Source organism: Enterobacter oligotrophicus (assembly GCF_009176645.1).
Lineage (GTDB): Bacteria > Pseudomonadota > Gammaproteobacteria > Enterobacterales > Enterobacteriaceae > Enterobacter > Enterobacter oligotrophicus.
On record NZ_AP019007.1, the window covers coordinates 768,716 to 788,755 of the forward strand.

The window sequence follows — 20,040 nt, forward strand, 5'->3', positions numbered from 1 at the left end:
CATTTTTTAACAGGATGGTATTACTGGTGTCTGACTCTGCCGCGCGCCCCACTTTTTTATTCCACGATTACGAAACCTTTGGCACCCATCCGGCGTTGGATCGCCCTGCGCAGTTTGCCGCCATTCGCACTGACGATGATTTCAATATTATTGGCGAGCCAGAAGTCTTTTACTGCAAGCCCGCCGATGACTACCTGCCACAGCCAGGCGCGGTGTTGGTCACGGGTATTACGCCTCAGGAAGCGCGTGACAAAGGCGTAAACGAGGCCGAGTTCGCCCGCCGTATCCACGACCTGTTTACCGTGCCTGATACCTGCGTGGTGGGCTACAACAACATCCGCTTTGATGATGAAGTGACGCGCAATATCTTCTACCGCAACTTCTACGATCCCTATGCCTGGAGCTGGCAGAACCGCAATTCGCGCTGGGATTTACTCGACATCATGCGCGCGTGCTATGCCCTGCGCCCGGAGGGGATCACCTGGCCGGAAAATGACGAAGGGTTAACGAGTTTCCGGCTGGAACACCTGACACGCGCTAATGGCATTGAGCACAGTAATGCCCACGACGCAATGGCCGACGTCTACGCCACCATCGCAATGGCGAAACTGGTGAAACGCGCGCAACCGCGTCTGTTCGACTATCTGCTGAGCCACCGCAGCAAACATAAACTCATCACCCTGATTGATGTCCCGCAAATGAAACCGCTGGTGCATATTTCCGGCATGTTCGGCGCATGGCGGGGAAATACAAGCTGGGTCGCTCCTCTGGCCTGGCATCCTGACAACCGGAATGCCGTCATCATGGTGGATTTGGCCGGTGATATCTCACCGCTGCTGGAACTTGACAGCGATACCCTGCGTGAGCGGCTCTATACGCCGAAAAATGAACTGGGTGACCTGCCTGCAGTACCGGTAAAACTGGTTCATATCAATAAATGCCCGGTGCTGGCGCAAGCCAATACGCTGCGTCCGGAGGATGCCGACAGACTGGGCATAAACCGCCAGCATTGCCTGGATAACCTCAAAATCCTGCGTGACAACCCTCAGGTGCGTGAAAAAGTCGTGGCGATCTTTGCTGAAGCGGAGCCGTTTGTACCGTCTGAAAATGTCGATGCGCAGCTCTATAACGGCTTCTTTAGCGATGCTGACCGTGCCGCCATGAAGATTGTTTTGCAAACCGACCCGCGCAATTTACCGGCGCTGGATATTACCTTTGCTGACAAGCGCATCGAGAAACTGATGTTTAATTATCGTGCGCGAAACTATCCCGGCACGCTGGATGAAGTGGAGCAGGAACGTTGGCTGCAGCATCGCCGTAACGTCTTTACGCCGGAATTCCTGCACGCTTATGCCCAAGAGCTGGAGATGCTTTATAGCCAGTATGAAGGGGATGCAGAGAAGCAGGCACTGCTGAAAGCGCTGTTCCAGTACGCGCAAGAGATTGTTTGAATGATGGGTACAAAAAAGCCGGAGGCGATGTCTCCGGCTTTTTTTTGCCCGGTGGCGCTGCGCTTTTACGCGTGCCTGCGGGTTTGTAGGCCGGGTAAGGCGTAGCCGCCGCCCGACATAATATTACGCAACGTCTTCGTACTGAGGCACTGGGTTGCGGAAACTTTTGGTAACGCAGGCCAGGTAAATCAGACCGATAGCGCCCCAAATCAGCCCCAGAACCATAGAGCTTTCTTCCAGGTTAATCCACAGCGCACCAACGGTAAGCGCACCACACACCGGCAGAACCAGGTAGTTAAAGTGGTCTTTCAGCGTTTTGTTGCGCTTCTCACGGATCCAGAACTGAGAGATCACGGAGAGGTTAACGAAGGTGAACGCCACCAGCGCACCAAAGTTAATCAGCGCGGTTGCGGTTACCAGGTCGAATTTAATCGCCAGCAGTGCAATTGCGCCAACCAGCAGTACGTTCCATGCCGGAGTACGCCATTTCGGATGAACGTAACCGAAGAAACGGGTCGGGAACACACCGTCGCGGCCCATCACGTACATCAGGCGAGAAACGCCGGCATGCGCCGCCATACCAGAGGCCAGAACGGTTACGCTTGAGAAGATCAGCACGCCCCACTGGAAGGTTTTACCTGCCACGTACAGCATGATTTCAGGCTGTGACGCGTCCGGATCTTTGAAGCGGGAGATGTCCGGGAAATACAGCTGCAGGAAATAAGACGCACCGATGAAGATCAGGCCGCCAATCAACGCCGTCAGGAAAATCGCTTTCGGGATCACGCGCTCCGCGTCTTTGGTCTCTTCAGACAGAGAAGAGATACCGTCGAAGCCCAGGAACGAGAAGCACAGAATGGTTGCCCCGGTGATCATCGGCACCACGTGTGCACCCTCAGACCAGAACGGACGGGTGCTGGTCAGCGTGCCAGCGCCTTCACCGTGGGATACGCCATAAATGATCAGACCCACGATAACCGCAACGATACCCATCTGCAGAATAACAATCAGGGTGTTGAAGTTAGCCACGGTCTTGATGCTGCGCAGGTTAGAGATGGTCATAAAGGCCACCAGCGCCACAACGAAGATCCACGACGGCACGGAAGGCACCAGCGCTTCGAAGTAAATTTTTGCCAGCAGAATGTTGATCATCGGCATGAACAGGTAGTCCAGCAGAGATGACCAGCCCACCATAAAGCCAACCGCCGGGCTAATGGATTTCTGAGCATAGGTGTAGGCAGAGCCTGCAGACGGGAAACGGCGAACCAGTTTACCGTAGCTCAGCGCCGTAAAGAGAATGGCGACCAGCGCAAAGGCATATGCCGTCGCAACGTGACCGTCAGTAAGGCCTGATACGATACCGAATGTATCGAACAGCGTCATTGGTTGCATATAGGCCAGGCCCATCATAACAACCGGAATCAACGTAAGCGTTTTACGTAATTCCACGCGAGAGGTGTTTGGAGTTGCGTTATGCGACATAGTTATTCTCCTTTACGGTGATAACCGCCACGTAAGCGAAAAATTGCCCCATTTCTTTATTCCTCAGCGACAACAACTGTCGGATTTTAGTAAATATCTATCCGGTACGAAGCCCGGCCTCTTGGTTTTTAGTTTCGTTTCGTACATGCAAAAAAAAATAACCGACGCCTTTTATATCGTCGATTATTCATTTGTTTGCAGCGGCGGCATTTTGCCCCACTTTGGATACAAAAGGCAATAGATTGAGAAACTCATCAATAAATTATTTTCACTAACCGTTTGATTTACCAATATCAGCCTGTGTGTAAACGGCAGCGATAGCACTATTTGCTAAAATCTCATCCCGCCACCAGGCGCTGGCGAGGCCAGCGGTTTGTTCATTCCAGCCCACCCATACCGATTCATTACTGCTTTGCGCCATAACCTGTTTCTCAACCAGCGCTCCGCTTTCAATAAACCGTTGCGCTAAATAACGGGGAAGATAACCGCAGCCCAGCCCGCTTATTTGCAGCTCCAGCTTAGTTTTGAAATCGAAAACGGTGATAGCTTCCTGTTCATCCAGCAGTTGCGAGGAGATGGCGCATTCCGGGCGAGAACTGTCACCCACGACGATAGCGCGAAATCCCTTAATAACCCGGCGATTAAGCGGTTCCGGCTCGTTTGCTAAAGGATGATGTGGGGCGACAGCAAAGATCTGCTCAAGCACGCCCAAACGGGCAAAACCAAATTCACTCAATGGGGGCGGCTCCCGCAATGCCCCCACGATAATATCTGCCCGTCCCTGCGTTAAGGCATCCCATGAACCACCCAGCACACCATTAATAAAAATCAGCCGCGTCACGCTATGGCGCTGATAGAAAGCCTCAATAAGCGGGGTCAACAGCGAGAAGGGAAACGTATCATCGACGCCAATTACCAGCTCATTTTCCCAGCCCTGATGGAGTTTCACGGCCTGCTTTTCAAGCTCGCGAACGGTGTGAAGAACGTCGCGCCCTTTTTCCAGCAACATCTGCCCGGTACGGGTAAAACGTGCGCGATGCCCGGAGCGATCGAGGATTTGGATATTAAGATCGCTTTCCAGTTTATGAACGGTATAACTCAGCGCCGAGGGCGTTTTATAGAGCTTCGCCGACGCCGCAGCAAAGCTCCCCTCTTTTTCCAGCGCATCAAGAATAACAAGAACATCCAGCAGCGGTTTCATGTTCGCCCCCTTACGGTGCGCAATCGTCCTCCGCTATGACACTATTCCATGGGCATGACCAGCGGATCGGGATACTGATACTCAAATCCCAGTTCATGGCAAATACGATTACCATCAATGATTTTGCCTTTGCTTTCACCCTGCGCGTCACCAAATACCGGCGGAGCCAGCCCAAGCTGGCGCGCCATCAGAGGGTAAAAGGTACTACGCGCCGGATGAGAAGGCGCACATATATTATAGATGTGCCCTCCTTTCGGAGCCTGTAATAGCAGCTCAATTGCGCCGATAACGTCTTCAAGATGCACAAGATTGACGCCATGTTGTCCGTCCGGAGCCGATTTACCGGCAAAGAAACGGCCGGGATGACGCCCCGGCCCTACCAGCCCTGCCAGACGCAAAATATCTACCTGGGTTCCCGGCAGATTATGCAGCCAGTCCTCCAGCTCTTTCAGCACCCGGCCGCTTGCGGTGATCGGGTGCCGTTCACTATTTTCCTTCACCGTTCCCTCAACATCACCATAGACCGATGTTGAGCTGGTAAAAATAATGCGCGGAATATGGTGCGCCAGCGCGCTATCGACAATCTCCTGCACGGCCTGCAGATAGAACGACTCACCCGGCCCGCTGCGCCGCGCCGGTAAGGTGATGATCAGCGCGTCAACGTTCATTAATTCGTCCAGCTCGTCGGCATCGCAGACAAGCTCTGGCTCAAGACGCAACTGAATACCGTCAATACCGCACATCCGCGCGGCTTCCACCCCGTCCGCCGTGGTTTTACTCCCGGTCACCTGCCAGCCTTTCGCGGCTAATGACATCGCCAGCGGCATTCCTAACCACCCTAAACCGACAATCGCGACCTTTTTCATGCGAATTCTCCAGGCTTACACACGTTTTTATTAAGGCTACGCCAGCACTGGCGAACACTCAATTCATAGAATCAATATGAAATGAATTAATGATTAAAAAAAGCCCTTGCTTTCTGCGGTGCAAGTGGTTTAGGTTAAAAGACATCAAATGAATAAGCATTCATCGAGAATTTATATGACACGCGTTCAATTTAAACACCATCATCACCATCATCCTGACTAGTCTTTCAGGCGATGTGTGCTGGAAGACGTTTGGATCTTCCAGTGGTGCATGAACGCATGAGAAAGCCCCCGGAAGATCATCTTCCGGGGGCTTTTTTTTGGACCGCATTCAGACAGGTTAAAACAGGTTAACGAGGAATAAAGAATGTTAGATAACTCACGTTTACGCATAGCTATTCAGAAATCAGGCCGTTTAAGTGACGATTCACGCGAACTGCTGGCCCGCTGCGGGATTAAAATCAACCTGCATACCCAGCGCCTGATTGCCCTTGCTGAAAATATGCCCATCGACATTCTGCGCGTACGTGATGACGACATTCCGGGCCTGGTGATGGACGGCGTGGTGGATCTGGGGATCATCGGCGAAAACGTACTGGAGGAAGAGCTTCTGACCCGCCGCGCCCAGGGCGAAGATCCTCGCTATTTTACCCTGCGTCGTCTGGACTTTGGCGGTTGCCGCTTGTCGCTGGCAACGCCGGCTGATGAAGCCTGGGACGGCCCGGCAGCGCTGAACGGCAAGCGCATTGCCACCTCTTACCCGCACCTGTTGAAGCGCTACCTGGATCAAAAAGGCGTACAGTTTAAATCCTGCCTGCTGAACGGCTCCGTTGAAGTGGCTCCACGCGCGGGTCTGGCCGATGCCATCTGTGACCTCGTCTCTACCGGTGCGACTCTTGAAGCAAACGGTTTGCGCGAAGTGGAAGTCATCTATCGCTCCAAAGCCTGCCTGATCCAGCGCGACGGCGAAATGGCCGATGCAAAACAGCAACTCATCGACAAGCTGCTGACCCGTATTCAGGGGGTAATTCAGGCACGTGAATCCAAATACATCATGATGCATGCGCCAACCGAACGTCTGGATGAAGTGATTGCCCTGCTGCCAGGTGCTGAGCGTCCAACCATTCTGCCGCTGGCGGGCGATCAGCAGCGCGTGGCGATGCACATGGTGAGCAGCGAAACCCTGTTCTGGGAAACCATGGAAAAACTGAAGGCGCTGGGGGCAAGCTCCATTCTGGTGCTGCCGATTGAGAAGATGATGGAGTAATTCCACGTATGCTGTCCGGTGGCGCTTCGCTTACCGGGCCTACAAGACCCGCAGGCCGGATAAACAACCAGCCATCCGGCAAAAAAGGAAGACGATTATGAGCTTTAATACCATCATCGACTGGAATAGCTGTATTGAAGAGCAGCAAAGTGAATTACTGATGCGCCCGGCGATTTCCGCATCTGAAAGCATCACCCGTACCGTGGCTGAGATCCTCAATAACGTCAAAGCCCGTGGCGACGATGCGCTGCGTGAATACAGTGCAAAATTTGATAAGACGGACGTCGGCGCATTACAGGTTACCGAACAGGAAATCATTGATGCCAGCAATCGTCTGGGAGATGACATCAAACAGGCGATGGCCGTGGCGGTGAAAAATATCGATACCTTCCACACCGCGCAGAAATTGCAGACCGTTGATGTGGAAACCTTGCCAGGCGTTCGCTGCCAGCAGGTAACCCGTCCGGTCGCGTCCGTGGGGCTTTATATCCCCGGCGGCTCAGCTCCGCTGTTTTCCACCGTATTAATGCTGGCGACACCAGCGCGTATCGCCGGGTGCCAGAAAGTGGTGCTTTGCTCCCCACCGCCGATTGCCGATGAAATTCTGTATGCCGCTAAGCTCTGTGGCGTACAGGCGGTATACAAAGTGGGCGGTGCGCAGGCCATCTCTGCCCTGGCGTTTGGCACCGAATCCATTCCGAAAGTAGACAAAATTTTCGGGCCAGGCAATGCGTATGTAACCGAGGCCAAGCGTCAGGTCAGCCAGCGTCTGGATGGTGCGGCCATCGATATGCCTGCCGGACCGTCTGAAGTGCTGGTAATTGCCGACAGCGGTGCCACACCGGACTTCGTGGCATCTGACTTGTTATCTCAGGCGGAACATGGCCCGGACTCACAGGTCATTTTGCTGACGCCGGATGCGGACATGGCGAAACGCGTAGGTGAAGCCGTTGAGCGTCAGTTGGCCGATCTGCCGCGTGCTGAAACGGCACGTCAGGCTCTCTCTTCCAGCCGCCTGATTGTGGCCCGCGATCTCGACCAGTGCATTGCCATCTCCAACCAGTACGGCCCGGAGCACCTGATCATTCAGACCCGCAGCGCGCGCGATCTGGTCGACAGCATCACCAGCGCAGGCTCGGTTTTCCTCGGTGACTGGTCACCGGAATCGGCGGGTGATTACGCCTCCGGCACCAACCACGTCCTGCCGACGTATGGCTACACCTCAACCTGCTCAAGCCTCGGGCTGGCGGATTTCCAGAAGCGTATGACCGTGCAGGAGCTTTCTCGTGAAGGGTTTGCATCACTGGCTTCCACCATTGAAACCCTGGCCGCTGCCGAGCGCCTGACCGCCCACAAAAACGCCGTGACGCTGCGCGTGGCAGCCCTGAAGGAGCAAGCATGAACATTGAAGAATTAGCGCGTGAGAATGTCCGTCGACTGACGCCCTATCAGTCTGCCCGCCGCCTGGGCGGTAACGGTGATGTCTGGCTGAACGCCAACGAATTCCCGACGGCGGTCGCCTTTGAGTTATCGCAGCAAACGCTGAACCGCTACCCGGAGTGTCAGCCAAAAGCGGTTATTGAAAACTACGCGCAATACGCGGGTGTAAAGCCTGAGCAGGTGTTAGTTAGCCGTGGCGCGGATGAAGGCATTGAACTGCTGATCCGCGCCTTCTGCGAGCCTGGCAAAGATGCGGTGATGTACTGCCAGCCCACTTACGGGATGTACAGCGTTAGCGCCGAAACCTTCGGCGTGGCGTGTCGTAACGTGCAGGCGCTGGACGACTGGCAGCTCGATCTGCAGGGCATTGCCGATAATCTTGACGGTGTGAAAGTGGTGTTTGTTTGTAGCCCAAACAACCCGACAGGACAAATTATCAATCCGCAGGATATCCGTACACTGCTGGAAATGACCCGCGGCAAAGCGCTGGTGGTTGCTGATGAGGCCTATATTGAGTTCTGCCCGCAAGCGACGCTGGCAGGCTGGCTTGAGGAGTATCCGCATCTGGTGGTGCTGCGCACGTTGTCCAAAGCCTTCGCCCTCGCGGGCCTGCGCTGTGGGTTTACGCTGGCCAATAAAGAAGTTATCAACCTGCTGCTGAAAGTGATCGCCCCCTACCCGCTCTCGACGCCAGTCGCCGATATTGCCGCCCAGGCACTGGCTCCGCAGGGTATCAACGCGATGCGCGAGCGCGTGGCGCAGATTCTGGTGGAACGCCAGTACCTGGTCAGCGCCCTGAAAGAGATCCCTTGCGTTGAACAGGTGTTTGACTCTGAAACCAACTACATACTGGTACGCTTCACCGCGTCCAGCGCCATATTTAAATCTTTGTGGGATCAGGGCATTATCTTACGAGACCAAAATAAACAACCATCCTTAAGCGGCTGTTTGCGGATTACCGTAGGCACCCGTGCAGAGAGCCAGCGCGTCATTGACGCCCTGAAAGCGGAGAAAGTATGAGTCAGAAGACCCTCTTTATCGATCGTGACGGCACCATTATTTCGGAGCCACCAACCGATTTTCAGGTCGATCGTTTCGACAAACTGGCCTTTGAACCCGACGTGATCCCGGTGTTGCTTAAGCTGCAGAAGGCCGGTTTTAAGCTGGTGATGATCACCAACCAGGACGGCCTGGGGACGGACAGTTTCCCGCAGGCCGACTTTGATGGTCCGCATAACCTGATGATGCAGATCCTCACCTCGCAGGGCGTGGCGTTTGATGAAGTGCTGATTTGCCCTCATCTTCCCGCCGATGAGTGCGACTGCCGTAAGCCGAAGGTGAAACTGGTTGAGCGCTACCTGGCAGAAGAGGTGCTGGATAAAGCCAACAGCTATGTCATTGGCGATCGTGTTACCGATATTACGCTTGCCGAAAACATGGGGATTTCGGGCCTGCGCTACAACCGCGACAACCTGAGCTGGGCGATGATTGGCGAGCAGCTAACCAAACGTGACCGCTACTCGCACGTTGAGCGCATCACCAAAGAGACGCAGATTGACGTGAAGGTCTGGCTGGACCGCGAAGGCGGCAGCAAGATCCACACTGGCGTCGGCTTCTTCGACCACATGCTGGACCAGATTGCCACGCACGGCGGCTTCCGCATGGAAATTACCGTTAAAGGCGACCTGTATATTGACGATCACCACACCGTTGAAGACACCGGTCTGGCGCTGGGCGAAGCGCTGAAGCTGGCGCTGGGTGACAAACGCGGCATCAACCGTTTTGGCTTTGTCCTGCCGATGGACGAGTGCCTGGCACGCTGCGCGATGGATATCTCCGGGCGTCCGCACCTGGAATATAAAGCCGACTTCACCTACCAGCGCGTGGGCGATCTCAGCACCGAAATGGTGGAACACTTTTTCCGTTCGCTCTCCTACACCATGGGGCTGACGCTGCACCTCAAAACCAAAGGCAAGAACGATCACCACCGCGTGGAGAGCCTGTTCAAAGCCTTTGGCCGTACCCTGCGTCAGGCGATCCGCGTTGAAGGTGACGCCCTTCCCTCGTCGAAAGGAGTGCTGTAATGAACGTGGTGATTCTGGACACCGGATGCGCCAACCTGAACTCCGTGAAATCGGCAATCATTCGCCACGGCTATGAGCCGGTGGTAAGCCGCGATCCCGATGTGGTATTGCGCGCGGATAAACTTTTTTTGCCGGGCGTGGGGACAGCGCAGGCGGCGATGGATCAGATCCACGAGCGTGAGCTGATTGAGCTTATCAAAGCCTGTACTCAGCCAGTGCTGGGCATTTGCTTAGGGATGCAGCTGTTAGGGCGGCGTAGCGAAGAGTCGAACGGCGTCGACCTGCTCGGGATAATTGAAGAAGACGTGCCAAAGATGGCTGACCACGGCCTCCCTCTGCCGCATATGGGCTGGAACCGTGTCTACCCGAAAGCGGGCGACCGGCTGTTTCGCGGTATCGAAGACGGCGCGTATTTTTACTTCGTCCACAGTTACGCCATGCCGGTAAATCCGTACACCATCGCCCAGTGCAATTATGGCGAGGCTTTCACCGCGGCGGTGCAGAAAGATAATTTTTACGGCGTGCAGTTTCACCCGGAACGCTCTGGTGCCGCAGGCGCACAGTTGCTGAAAAACTTCCTGGAGATGTGATGATTATTCCCGCTTTAGATTTAATTGACGGCACGGTTGTCCGCCTCCATCAGGGCGATTACGGCCAGCAGCGCGACTACGGTAACGATCCGCTGCCGCGTCTGCAGGATTATGCCGCCCAGGGCGCGGAGGTGTTGCACCTGGTCGATCTGACCGGTGCGAAAGATCCGGCGAAACGCCAGATCCCTCTGCTTAAAAAACTGGTCGCTGGCGTGGATATTCCCGTGCAGGTCGGCGGTGGCGTGCGTACGGAAGAGGATGTTGCCTCGCTGCTGGACGCTGGTGTGGCGCGTGTGGTGGTTGGCTCTACCGCCGTTAACGATCCTGAAAAGGTGAAAGGCTGGTTCCGCCGCTTTGGTGCGGATGCGCTGGTGCTGGCGCTGGATGTACGCATTGACGAGCAAGGAAATAAGCAGGTGGCGATCAGTGGCTGGCAGGAGAACTCCGGCGTGACGCTGGAAGCACTGGTGGATATGTATCAGCCCGTTGGCCTGAAGCACGTGCTGTGCACGGATATCTCCCGTGACGGGACGCTGGCGGGTTCGAACGTCTCTTTATATGAAGAAGTTTGCGCGCGTTATCCGCAGGTGGCGTTTCAGTCGTCTGGCGGCATCGGCGATTTAGCCGACATCGCAGCACTGCGCGGAACGGGTGTGCGTGGCGTGATTGTTGGTCGCGCTCTGCTGGAAGGCAAATTTACGGTAACGGAGGCGATTCAATGCTGGCAAAACGTATAATCCCCTGCCTGGACGTGCGCGATGGTCAGGTAGTGAAAGGCGTGCAGTTCCGCAACCATGAGATCATTGGTGACATTGTTCCGCTGGCAAAACGCTATGCCGATGAAGGTGCAGACGAACTGGTATTTTACGACATCACCGCCTCCAGCGATGGTCGCGTGGTGGACAAAAGCTGGGTGGCACGCGTGGCGGAAGTGATCGATATTCCGTTTTGCGTGGCGGGCGGGATTAAATCCGCCGACGATGCAGCCAAAATACTCTCTTTTGGTGCCGACAAAATTTCCATTAACTCCCCTGCTCTGGCCGATCCTGAGCTTATTACCCGCCTGGCGGATCGCTTTGGCGTGCAGTGTGTTGTGGTGGGTATTGATACCTGGTTCGACGCCGCGACGGGCAAATACCACGTCAATCAGTACACTGGCGATGAAAGCCGCACCCGCGTCACCCAGTGGGAGACACTGGACTGGGTGCAGGAAGTTCAAAAACGCGGTGCCGGTGAAATCGTACTGAACATGATGAACCAGGACGGCGTGCGTAACGGCTACGACCTTGAGCAACTGAAAAAAGTCCGGGCGGTTTGCCACGTCCCGCTGATTGCCTCCGGCGGTGCGGGAACCATGGAACACTTCCTCGAAGCGTTCCGTGATGCGAACGTCGACGGGGCGCTGGCCGCCTCCGTGTTCCACAAACAGATTATCAATATTGGTGAGTTAAAAACGTACCTGGCAGGCCAGGGCGTGGAGATCAGGGTATGTTAACAGAGCAACAACAGGCACAGCTGGACTGGGAAAAAACCGACGGATTACTGCCGGTGGTTGTACAGCATGCGGTTTCAGGCGAAGTGCTGATGCTGGGATATATGAACCAGGACGCGCTGGCAAAAACGCTCGACAGCGGTAAGGTAACCTTTTTCTCGCGCACGAAACAGCGCCTGTGGACCAAAGGGGAAACCTCCGGCCACTTCCTGAATGTGGTTAGCATTACGCCGGACTGCGATAATGACACCCTGCTGGTACTGGTCAATCCGATTGGCCCAACCTGCCACAAAGGAACCAGCAGTTGCTTCGGTGAGGCGAGTCACCAGTGGTTGTTCCTGTATCAACTGGAACAATTGCTGGCGGAGCGTAAAACGGCTGACCCAACGAGCTCATATACTGCGAAGCTGTATGCCAGCGGGACTAAGCGTATTGCGCAAAAAGTGGGTGAAGAAGGTGTTGAAACGGCGCTGGCCGCGACGGTGCATGACCGGGAAGAGCTGACTAACGAAGCGTCGGATCTGATGTATCACCTGCTGGTGCTACTGCAGGATCAGTCGCTGGATTTAACCGCGGTGATAGAGAATCTTCGCAAACGGCACAAATAAAAAAAGACCGGGGAAACCCGGTCTTTTTTTGTCTGCGAATCAGCTTCTTGGCTTGTAGTTCCGCAGTGCGTTGCGTCCTAACACGACGCCGGAACCGATAATCCCGCCGAGCATTACGGCAAGGATCAAGACAATGGCTTTTTTCGGGCTGTCCCGGCGGATTGGCAGATCCGGTTTCATCACGTAACGGTACACATGGATAGTGGCAGGGTCCACTTTAAGTTTTTCAATATCCAGCAAATTCTGTTTAGTCTGATAATACGCCGGGGAGAGAACCAGCGGGCGACTCGATTCGTTTTCAATCATCGATTTCAGCGCTTCGCTTCCCAGAAGGAACATGGTTTCCTGGGTGACATCCTGTGTTTGCTGTACCTGAGGGGTAGAAACTTTCGCCGCATCAGCGAACTTTAAGGCCTCGGAAATCTGCTTAATACGCAGATCCTTTTGCTCCTGGGCAACTTTCTCCTGGTTCTCAAGAGAGTCATTCAGTATCGTAATCTGTTGTTTGATGTTGTCCTTCAGGTCAACGCCCAACTCTTTCGCCGTCTGCTCATCCACCTGCTGAATATACTGTGCCAGTTGCTTCTGCGCAGCTTCTGCACTATCACTGGTGTATGTGATGCTTAAAGGCAAAGGTTGCCCTTTAACGGAAGGTTCAATAGACAGTTTTTCAGGAACTTCCTGATTATCCAGCGCCTGAGAAAGGGCTGAAAATGCAGAGTTGAAACGACCAATAACGCGGGTCTGAACCTCCGTCATGGAAGGCGCAGCATTGCCATACAGAATGTTGAGGGCGTTATTGTAGGTGGCAACTTGTGCAGCATCAGGCTGGGAGATGATTGCCGTTGACGTCCATTTCTCTTTTGCAATGAGCAAATACGCTCCTGCCAACACGATAGCAATGACAACAAACGTAACGATAGTCCATTTGCTGCGCCAAAGTTGCATCACTAAATCAATTAAATCAATCTGCTCTGGGTCATTGCTTCGGTCGACCACGTTATTGTTGCTCTGCGTCATACAATCCTTAAAAGACAAAAAATCGCATAATTATATTTGCTTACTAGTGTATCGCCTGTTGTGAAATTTTCTATAGGAATCCTGTTAGTTATATCGAAAAGATAGGTTTGGTAACCCTGGTACATCGCGCTATCATTAGCCCCATTCCGGTGCGTTTTCGCACCTACAGAGTAGATATATGATGAGGAAAGGTATGAAATTTCTGGTCACCGGCGCTGCAGGCTTTATCGGCTTCCACGTCAGCCAACGTCTTCTGGAAGCGGGCCACCAGGTTGTCGGGATTGATAATCTGAATGACTATTATGACGTCAACCTGAAACAAGCACGCCTTGATCTTCTGTCATCTGACAATTTCACTTTCCAGAAACTGGATTTGGCCGATCGGGAAGGTATGGCGAAACTGTTTGCTGATGAAAAATTCGATCGCGTTATCCATCTGGCGGCCCAGGCCGGGGTGCGTTACTCCCTTGAGAACCCGCATGCGTATGCGGATGCTAACCTGACGGGGCATCTCAACGTCCTTGAAGGCTGCCGTCATAATAAGGTTCAACACCTTCTGTACGCCTCTTCCAGCTCCGTTTATGGTCTTAACCGCAAGATGCCGTTCTCAACGGATGACTCAGTCGATCACCCGGTATCACTCTATGCGGCCACCAAAAAAGCAAACGAGCTGATGTCGCATACTTATTCGCATCTCTATAACCTACCGACGACGGGCCTGCGCTTCTTTACGGTTTATGGACCGTGGGGCCGCCCGGATATGGCGCTCTTTAAATTCACCAAAGCGATGATTGAAGGTAAGAGTATCGACGTCTACAACTACGGGAAGATGAAACGCGACTTTACCTATATCGATGATATCGCTGAAGCGATTATCCGCCTTCAGGATGTGATTCCGCAGGCCGATACGAACTGGACTGTCGAGACGGGCTCACCCGCTACCAGTTCCGCGCCGTATCGCGTTTATAACATTGGCAACAGCTCACCCGTTGAACTGATGGATTACATTACCGCGCTGGAAGATGCCCTGGGCAAAGAGGCAGAGAAAAACATGATGCCGATCCAGCCAGGCGATGTGCTGGAAACAAGCGCCGACACTAAAGCGCTGTATGACGTTATTGGCTTTAAACCACAAACCTCCGTAAAAGACGGGGTGAAGAACTTTGTGGACTGGTATCGTAACTTCTATAAGGTGTAATACAAAAAACCCGGCAACGACGCCGGGTTTTTTATTGTATCAGTCACTGCCGAACAGATCGCGGGTATAGACCTTATCTGCCACATCCGCCAGTTCTTCTGCCATTCGGTTAGAGATAATAACGTCGGCTTCTTTTTTAAAGGCATTCAGATCGCGAATGACGCGAGAGTGGAAAAACTCGTCTTCCTGCATCGCTGGTTCATAAATAATGACCTGAACACCTTTCGCCTTAATACGCTTCATGATCCCCTGAATGGAAGAGGCGCGGAAATTATCAGAACCGCTCTTCATGATCAGGCGATACACCCCCACAACCTTAGGCTGGCGCGCGAGGATAGAATCCGAAATGAAATCCTTGCGCGTACGGTTCGCATCGACGATGGCCGAAATCAGGTTGTTTGGTACAGCCTGGTAGTTGGCAAGCAACTGCTTGGTATCTTTAGGCAGGCAGTAACCACCGTAACCAAATGACGGGTTGTTATAGTGGTTACCGATACGTGGGTCAAGGCAGACGCCTTCAATGATCTGACGGGTATTCAGCCCCAGGCTTTCTGCGTAGCTGTCCAGTTCATTGAAGTAAGCCACGCGCATGGCCAGATAGGTGTTAGCGAAGAGTTTAATGGCCTCAGCTTCGGTGGAATCAGTAAACAGCACCGGGATATCTTGCTTAATGGCACCTTCCTGCAGCAGCGACGCAAACCGCTCTGCACGCTCAGAGCGTTCCCCGATCACAATGCGCGACGGATGCAGGTTATCGTAGAGTGCCCTCCCCTCACGCAGGAATTCAGGTGAGAAGAAAACGTTCTCAATACCCAGCTCTTCTTTGATTGATTTGGTGAATCCCACCGGAATGGTCGATTTGATGATCATTACCGCGTTTGGATTGATAGCCGTGACATCTTTGATCACAGCTTCAACACTGGAGGTATTGAAATAGTTGGTTTTCGGATCGTAATCAGTTGGCGTCGCGATGATGACATAATCCGCATCGCGGTAAGCATCTTCTTTGTCCGTCGTTGCACGGAAATTCAGCGGTTTATTCGAAAGGTAATCCTGGATTTCTTTATCAACAATCGGGGATTTCTTCTGATTAAGCATATCCACTTTGGCCTGCACGATATCCAGCGCGACCACTTCATGGTTCTGCGCAATCAGGATACCGTTTGAAAGACCAACATAACCTGTTCCGGAGATTGTTATTTTCATTCGCTAATGACTTCTGTGAGTTAACTGTACAGATGGTCATCTGACCATCGCGATAAACATAACTGTTGGGCTTTGTACCTCCTGGCCGACAGAACTGTCAAGGCGAAGCGGGACGATTCCCTGCTAATGGGGCGACATTCAGACTACTTCGAATAACAATCGTCAATTTTAGTGTAAAAAAAACCCGGAGAGATCTCCGGGTCTTGATGGCTTAAAGCAAATTAACTTAATCCAGCCATTCGGTGTGGAACACGCCTTCTTTATCAGTGCGTTTGTAGGTATGTGCACCGAAGTAGTCACGCTGCGCCTGAATCAGGTTCGCAGGCAGAACAGCAGCACGGTAGCTGTCGTAGTACGCCACAGCCGCAGAGAAGGTTGGAACCGGAATACCGTTCTGTACCGCGTAAGCTACGACATCGCGCAGTGCCTGCTGGTATTCGTCAGCAATTTTCTTGAAGTACGGTGCCAGCAGCAGGTTTGCAATGCCCGCATTTTCAGCGTAAGCATCGGTAATTTTCTGCAGGAACTGAGCGCGAATGATGCAACCTGCGCGGAAGATCTTCGCGATTTCGCCGTAGTTCAGATCCCAGTTATTTTCATCTGAAGCCGCGCGCAGCTGGGAGAAGCCTTGCGCATAAGAGACGATTTTACCCAGGTAAAGTGCGCGACGAACTTTCTCAACGAACTCGGTTTTGTCACCGGCTGGTTTAGCCTGTGGGCCAGACAGCACCTTAGATGCCGCAACACGTTGTTCTTTCAGAGAAGAGATGTAACGTGCGAATACGGATTCGGTGATCAGGGACAGTGGCTCACCCAGATCCAGAGAGCTCTGGCTGGTCCATTTACCCGTACCTTTGTTCGCCGCTTCGTCCAGAATCACATCAACCAGGTATTTACCCTCTTCATCTTTCTTCGTGAAGATGTCTTTGGTGATGTCGATCAGGTAGCTGTTCAGCTCGCCTTTGTTCCACTCGGTGAAGGTTTCAGCCAGTTCTTCATTGGACAGGTTCAGGCCGCCCTTCAGCAGGGAATAGGCTTCGGCAATGAGCTGCATGTCGCCGTATTCGATACCGTTGTGAACCATTTTCACGTAGTGACCCGCACCGTCCGGACCGATATAGGTCACACACGGCTCGCCATCTTCTGCGACAGCAGCGATTTTGGTCAGGATCGGCGCAACCAGCTCGTACGCTTCTTTCTGACCGCCAGGCATGATAGATGGCCCCTTCAGCGCCCCCTCTTCACCGCCGGATACACCGGTTCCGATGAAGTTGAAGCCCTCAGCAGACAATTCACGGTTACGACGAATAGTGTCCTGGAAGAAGGTATTACCGCCATCAATAATGATGTCGCCCTTTTCCAGGTAAGGTTTCAGGGAGTCGATGGCAGCATCTGTACCCGCACCCGCTTTCACCATTAACAGGATACGACGAGGCGTCTCCAGAGACTCAACGAACTCCTGGACCGTATAGAATGGCACCAGTTTCTTGCCTGGATTTTCGGCAATCACTTCTTCGGTTTTGTCACGGGAGCGGTTGAAAACGGAGACGGTATAACCACGGCTTTCGATGTTGAGCGCCAGGTTGCGCCCCATCACTGCCATACCGACGACGCCGATCTGTTGCTTAGACATTACATACTCCTGTCAGGTGTTTTTTACTGCACATTAATAAATTGATTGAACTCAGATCACTATCTTAACTTATCATGGTAGGAAAACATGAAATAGATTATTTAGTTTTTAGCGTTGATAAAAGCTCTTTTAGTAAAAGTCCATTAGCATCTTTTTCCGACAAGACTGGTTGCTCTGCTGGCCATGAAATGCCCACTTCAGGGTCATTCCATAACAAACAGCCTTCATCTTCAGGATGATAATAGTCGGTACATTTATATTCAAAATCAGCTATTTCAGATAACACATAGAAGCCATGCGCCAGACCCGGTGGAACCCAGAACTGTTTTTTATTGCTTTCAGAAAGGAGTATACCTTCCCATTTGCCAAAAGTAGGGGAATCCGGACGTATATCCACCGCCACGTCAAAAACCTCACCACGAACTACACGGACTAGCTTGCCTTGAGGAAACGTTTTTTGAAAATGCAATCCACGCAAAACATTTTGCCTGGAGCGAGAATAGTTATCCTGTACAAAAGAGATATCTTCTCCGAGGATTTCAGCATAGCGTTTTTTTTCAAAGACCTCTAAAAAAAAACCACGTTCATCACCGAAAACTTTGGGCTCGATAATTTTACAGCCAGCAATTGAAGTGTCATGCACCAACATATTATCTCCAGATTAAACAGGTATCCATTTATTTGTGTCAAAGTCGTATTTCTTGATAATTTTAGCCGGCATACCTGAAATCACGCAATAATCAGGAAAATCACCCTTTACCACCGAATTCGCCCCGACAATACATTGCTTTCCTAACGTCGTACCCGCCAGAATCTTTGCGCCAGCGCCAATAAAACAATTTTCACCTATGATGGTTGTTTTATTATTCATTGACTGCTGATAAATAGGCACATTAATTTCAGTATACCGATGGTCAGAATTAGTGATAAGAACGTCAGCAGATATAACCGTTCCTTTTTTAATAATAAGTTCACTTCCAACTGAAACGAGATGGAAAAACTGCCCTATAGATACGTCATCTTCAATTGTGACAGAACCAAAGTCTGAAATCTCAAACCGCCATAAAGGATAGAGCCTAAACTTATTACCTATACTGACATTCTTCAACCCTTTAAAGTAAATCGGTTTGCCAATATAACTATACAACCCAGCTTTTTTGAAGCAAAATAGCTTATATATATAATTTCTCACGAACCATAAGATTTTAATGTACATTATTACATATCCATTTCGCAATGAAACCTGGCGCTGGCCCGTTTAAATCTCGGAAATGACCAGGAATGAAATAGTGATTGAATAAATAGACCAGACATTTTTTTCTGCGCAATAATTCATCTTCTGTTGGTTCAGATGCAGCGTCGGTGAGCACCTTTTCCAAATTATCACCATTAAATTTGTAGCACAAAGGAAACTGGTCATAGTAGGCATTACCCAGTATCACCACTGGTTTACCAATTTCAATCGACTCAAGGCCTACGGTAGAGTTATTAACAACCACAACATCGGCACTGTTCATCGCATCAAAAAGATTTTTTGAACAATCAAAGTATATATTTTCATTATCATTTATATAAGAATACAGAGAAGGTTCATACAATTGTTTATACAAAGGATGTTCGCGTACAATCAAAACACTGTTATCAGGAAGAGCATGGTGAACAGCTTTGACAATTTCATAGTGGTTAGAAAAATACGGGCTGTGATATATCATATTCACATCGTCAGGAACCTGTAGTACAAGCAAATAGACTCGCTGCGTACTGCCTTCCTTTCCAGGAAAATGGCTTAAACGTAAACGCTGGTAAAGCTCAGTTTCAACAGTTTTTCGCTTAGGCCTGACATGTTCGATAGGTTGTAAAAATGGTAAAAACTTTTCAATTAATACATCGATTAAACGGTATTTTTTGTAACCACTCCATTTTATTTCTTTGTATGGTTTGATTTCATCGCTATCTTCTATACCGTTAATATCAATCGTACTTAGATTCCTGCATGAACAGTTTGCATTGACTCCATTACTATCAAGTACAGTTCGGCCCAGGGGCGCTTGCTCGAAATGCAGGATCTTAATAGAGTGCGTTTTTGCCAGAAATTGTAGTATTTCAACTGGCATTCGGGAATCACCACTAACGATTATCAGGTCAGGATCATAATCATTCAGTAACTTTTCAAAATAATTAAAGTATTTTGCTGCCTGCTGTAAAAGTTTGGTTTGGTCAATGTCTGGGTTTAGGGTTACGTGATATTGAATAAAGCGGTTTAAATCTATATTTCTTCCTTCATTTTTCTCAAACTGCAACTTAGAGGATGCTACAGGGAGGTAAACAGATCTTTGCCCATGCGCTAATGAATAAAGATATCCACTTAAATGCAGGTTTATATGAAAATATGTATAGTCAGCGGATATATTTAATGTTTCAAGTCTGATTTTATTAAAAAACCTGGAAAAATCAGCATAATAACCCACAGTAAGTATTTTCTTCATGATTAATTACATTATT

Annotated in this window: 21 protein-coding genes and 1 other annotated feature; of the genes, 11 read left to right on the forward strand and 10 right to left on the reverse strand. The window is 51.3% G+C overall.

Features of this window, described 5'->3' with window-relative positions; genetic code table 11:
* Positions 1 to 14 precede the first annotated feature (14 nt).
* Entirely contained in the window at positions 15 to 1,451 is a 1,437-nt protein-coding gene (sbcB, locus tag EoCCA6_RS03710; RefSeq protein WP_373308807.1) for an exodeoxyribonuclease I, read from the forward strand.
* Between the two features lie 123 nt (positions 1,452 to 1,574).
* Here sbcB and EoCCA6_RS03715 read toward each other — a convergent pair whose 3' ends face one another.
* From EoCCA6_RS03715 to EoCCA6_RS03730, 4 genes are all read right to left on the reverse strand, one after another.
* Positions 1,575 to 2,933 carry an APC family permease gene (locus tag EoCCA6_RS03715; protein ID WP_167515527.1) on the reverse strand — a complete coding sequence of 453 codons (1,359 nt, stop codon included), beginning with the start codon at positions 2,931 to 2,933 and terminating at the stop codon, positions 1,575 to 1,577.
* A complete protein-coding gene (gene yoeI / locus EoCCA6_RS03720) occupies positions 2,923 to 2,985 on the reverse strand; it encodes a membrane protein YoeI (protein ID WP_099458931.1) in 63 nt (20 codons plus the stop codon). The genes EoCCA6_RS03715 and yoeI overlap by 11 nt, the downstream gene beginning before the upstream one ends.
* Positions 2,986 to 3,204: 219 nt before the next feature.
* Positions 3,205 to 4,134 carry a LysR substrate-binding domain-containing protein gene (locus EoCCA6_RS03725; RefSeq protein WP_152081525.1) on the reverse strand — a complete coding sequence of 310 codons (930 nt, stop codon included), beginning with the start codon at positions 4,132 to 4,134 and terminating at the stop codon, positions 3,205 to 3,207.
* 41 nt (positions 4,135 to 4,175) lie between these two features.
* Positions 4,176 to 5,000: an SDR family oxidoreductase gene (locus EoCCA6_RS03730; RefSeq protein WP_152081526.1), complete on the reverse strand. Its 825-nt coding sequence runs from the start codon at positions 4,998 to 5,000 to the stop codon at positions 4,176 to 4,178.
* 175 nt (positions 5,001 to 5,175) lie between these two features.
* On the opposite strand from EoCCA6_RS03730, the gene hisL reads away from it, so the two are divergent.
* From hisL to hisIE, 9 genes are all read left to right on the forward strand, one after another.
* A complete protein-coding gene (hisL, locus tag EoCCA6_RS03735) occupies positions 5,176 to 5,223 on the forward strand; it encodes a his operon leader peptide (protein ID WP_001375657.1) in 48 nt (15 codons plus the stop codon).
* Positions 5,199 to 5,322 (forward strand) — a sequence feature (His leader region). (Overlaps the previous gene by 25 nt.)
* Before the next feature lie 45 nt (positions 5,323 to 5,367).
* Positions 5,368 to 6,267, forward strand: a complete 900-nt coding sequence (gene hisG, locus EoCCA6_RS03740) for an ATP phosphoribosyltransferase (RefSeq protein WP_152081527.1) — start codon at positions 5,368 to 5,370, stop codon at positions 6,265 to 6,267.
* 97 nt (positions 6,268 to 6,364) lie between these two features.
* Positions 6,365 to 7,669 carry a histidinol dehydrogenase gene (hisD, locus tag EoCCA6_RS03745; protein WP_152081528.1) on the forward strand — a complete coding sequence of 435 codons (1,305 nt, stop codon included), beginning with the start codon at positions 6,365 to 6,367 and terminating at the stop codon, positions 7,667 to 7,669.
* On the forward strand, positions 7,666 to 8,727 hold the full coding sequence (gene hisC / locus EoCCA6_RS03750) for a histidinol-phosphate transaminase (RefSeq protein ID WP_152081529.1): 1,062 nt from the start codon (positions 7,666 to 7,668) through the stop codon (positions 8,725 to 8,727). Before hisD ends, hisC begins: the two co-directional genes overlap by 4 nt.
* On the forward strand, positions 8,724 to 9,791 hold the full coding sequence (gene hisB / locus EoCCA6_RS03755; RefSeq protein WP_152081530.1) for a bifunctional histidinol-phosphatase/imidazoleglycerol-phosphate dehydratase HisB: 1,068 nt from the start codon (positions 8,724 to 8,726) through the stop codon (positions 9,789 to 9,791). The genes hisC and hisB overlap by 4 nt, the downstream gene beginning before the upstream one ends.
* Positions 9,791 to 10,381: an imidazole glycerol phosphate synthase subunit HisH gene (gene hisH / locus EoCCA6_RS03760; protein ID WP_152081531.1), complete on the forward strand. Its 591-nt coding sequence runs from the start codon at positions 9,791 to 9,793 to the stop codon at positions 10,379 to 10,381. The genes hisB and hisH overlap by 1 nt, the downstream gene beginning before the upstream one ends.
* Positions 10,381 to 11,118 (forward strand): 1-(5-phosphoribosyl)-5-[(5-phosphoribosylamino)methylideneamino]imidazole-4-carboxamide isomerase, encoded by a 738-nt coding sequence (gene hisA, locus EoCCA6_RS03765; RefSeq protein WP_152081532.1) that lies wholly within the window; start codon positions 10,381 to 10,383, stop codon positions 11,116 to 11,118. The genes hisH and hisA overlap by 1 nt, the downstream gene beginning before the upstream one ends.
* Positions 11,100 to 11,876 (forward strand): imidazole glycerol phosphate synthase subunit HisF, encoded by a 777-nt coding sequence (hisF, locus tag EoCCA6_RS03770; RefSeq protein WP_152081533.1) that lies wholly within the window; start codon positions 11,100 to 11,102, stop codon positions 11,874 to 11,876. Before hisA ends, hisF begins: the two co-directional genes overlap by 19 nt.
* A complete protein-coding gene (hisIE, locus tag EoCCA6_RS03775; protein ID WP_152081534.1) occupies positions 11,870 to 12,481 on the forward strand; it encodes a bifunctional phosphoribosyl-AMP cyclohydrolase/phosphoribosyl-ATP diphosphatase HisIE in 612 nt (203 codons plus the stop codon). Before hisF ends, hisIE begins: the two co-directional genes overlap by 7 nt.
* Positions 12,482 to 12,520: 39 nt before the next feature.
* Here hisIE and wzzB read toward each other — a convergent pair whose 3' ends face one another.
* Positions 12,521 to 13,501, reverse strand: a complete 981-nt coding sequence (gene wzzB, locus EoCCA6_RS03780) for an LPS O-antigen chain length determinant protein WzzB (RefSeq protein WP_152081535.1) — start codon at positions 13,499 to 13,501, stop codon at positions 12,521 to 12,523.
* 193 nt (positions 13,502 to 13,694) lie between these two features.
* Here wzzB and EoCCA6_RS03785 point away from each other — a divergent pair, with 193 nt between their 5' ends.
* On the forward strand, positions 13,695 to 14,699 hold the full coding sequence (locus tag EoCCA6_RS03785) for an NAD-dependent epimerase (RefSeq protein WP_152081536.1): 1,005 nt from the start codon (positions 13,695 to 13,697) through the stop codon (positions 14,697 to 14,699).
* A 39-nt stretch (positions 14,700 to 14,738) separates the two neighbouring features.
* Here EoCCA6_RS03785 and ugd read toward each other — a convergent pair whose 3' ends face one another.
* The 5 genes from ugd to EoCCA6_RS03810 form a co-directional block, all read right to left on the reverse strand.
* A complete protein-coding gene (gene ugd / locus EoCCA6_RS03790) occupies positions 14,739 to 15,905 on the reverse strand; it encodes a UDP-glucose 6-dehydrogenase (protein WP_152081537.1) in 1,167 nt (388 codons plus the stop codon).
* 226 nt (positions 15,906 to 16,131) lie between these two features.
* Positions 16,132 to 17,538, reverse strand: a complete 1,407-nt coding sequence (gndA, locus tag EoCCA6_RS03795; protein ID WP_152081538.1) for an NADP-dependent phosphogluconate dehydrogenase — start codon at positions 17,536 to 17,538, stop codon at positions 16,132 to 16,134.
* 97 nt (positions 17,539 to 17,635) lie between these two features.
* Positions 17,636 to 18,187 (reverse strand): dTDP-4-dehydrorhamnose 3,5-epimerase, encoded by a 552-nt coding sequence (gene rfbC, locus EoCCA6_RS03800; protein WP_152081539.1) that lies wholly within the window; start codon positions 18,185 to 18,187, stop codon positions 17,636 to 17,638.
* Between the two features lie 12 nt (positions 18,188 to 18,199).
* Positions 18,200 to 18,754 (reverse strand): acyltransferase, encoded by a 555-nt coding sequence (locus EoCCA6_RS03805; protein WP_152081540.1) that lies wholly within the window; start codon positions 18,752 to 18,754, stop codon positions 18,200 to 18,202.
* A complete protein-coding gene (locus EoCCA6_RS03810) occupies positions 18,744 to 20,024 on the reverse strand; it encodes a capsular polysaccharide export protein, LipB/KpsS family (RefSeq protein WP_152081541.1) in 1,281 nt (426 codons plus the stop codon). The genes EoCCA6_RS03805 and EoCCA6_RS03810 overlap by 11 nt, the downstream gene beginning before the upstream one ends.
* Positions 20,025 to 20,040: the final 16 nt, after the last annotated feature.

Bases quoted from the DNA above. Each gene is read 5' to 3' on its own strand.
- sbcB (WP_373308807.1), top strand. From the start codon at position 15: ATGGTATTACTGGTGTCTGACTCTGCCGCGCGCCCCACTTTTTTATTC.
- EoCCA6_RS03715 (WP_167515527.1), bottom strand. From the start codon at position 2,933: ATGTCGCATAACGCAACTCCAAACACCTCTCGCGTGGAATTACGTAAA.
- EoCCA6_RS03725 (WP_152081525.1), bottom strand. From the start codon at position 4,134: ATGAAACCGCTGCTGGATGTTCTTGTTATTCTTGATGCGCTGGAAAAA.
- EoCCA6_RS03730 (WP_152081526.1), bottom strand. From the start codon at position 5,000: ATGAAAAAGGTCGCGATTGTCGGTTTAGGGTGGTTAGGAATGCCGCTG.
- hisG (WP_152081527.1), top strand. From the start codon at position 5,368: ATGTTAGATAACTCACGTTTACGCATAGCTATTCAGAAATCAGGCCGT.
- hisD (WP_152081528.1), top strand. From the start codon at position 6,365: ATGAGCTTTAATACCATCATCGACTGGAATAGCTGTATTGAAGAGCAG.
- hisC (WP_152081529.1), top strand. From the start codon at position 7,666: ATGAACATTGAAGAATTAGCGCGTGAGAATGTCCGTCGACTGACGCCC.
- hisB (WP_152081530.1), top strand. From the start codon at position 8,724: ATGAGTCAGAAGACCCTCTTTATCGATCGTGACGGCACCATTATTTCG.
- hisH (WP_152081531.1), top strand. From the start codon at position 9,791: ATGAACGTGGTGATTCTGGACACCGGATGCGCCAACCTGAACTCCGTG.
- hisA (WP_152081532.1), top strand. From the start codon at position 10,381: ATGATTATTCCCGCTTTAGATTTAATTGACGGCACGGTTGTCCGCCTC.
- hisF (WP_152081533.1), top strand. From the start codon at position 11,100: ATGCTGGCAAAACGTATAATCCCCTGCCTGGACGTGCGCGATGGTCAG.
- hisIE (WP_152081534.1), top strand. From the start codon at position 11,870: ATGTTAACAGAGCAACAACAGGCACAGCTGGACTGGGAAAAAACCGAC.
- wzzB (WP_152081535.1), bottom strand. From the start codon at position 13,501: ATGACGCAGAGCAACAATAACGTGGTCGACCGAAGCAATGACCCAGAG.
- EoCCA6_RS03785 (WP_152081536.1), top strand. From the start codon at position 13,695: ATGAAATTTCTGGTCACCGGCGCTGCAGGCTTTATCGGCTTCCACGTC.
- ugd (WP_152081537.1), bottom strand. From the start codon at position 15,905: ATGAAAATAACAATCTCCGGAACAGGTTATGTTGGTCTTTCAAACGGT.
- gndA (WP_152081538.1), bottom strand. From the start codon at position 17,538: ATGTCTAAGCAACAGATCGGCGTCGTCGGTATGGCAGTGATGGGGCGC.
- rfbC (WP_152081539.1), bottom strand. From the start codon at position 18,187: ATGTTGGTGCATGACACTTCAATTGCTGGCTGTAAAATTATCGAGCCC.
- EoCCA6_RS03805 (WP_152081540.1), bottom strand. From the start codon at position 18,754: ATGTACATTAAAATCTTATGGTTCGTGAGAAATTATATATATAAGCTA.
- EoCCA6_RS03810 (WP_152081541.1), bottom strand. From the start codon at position 20,024: ATGAAGAAAATACTTACTGTGGGTTATTATGCTGATTTTTCCAGGTTT.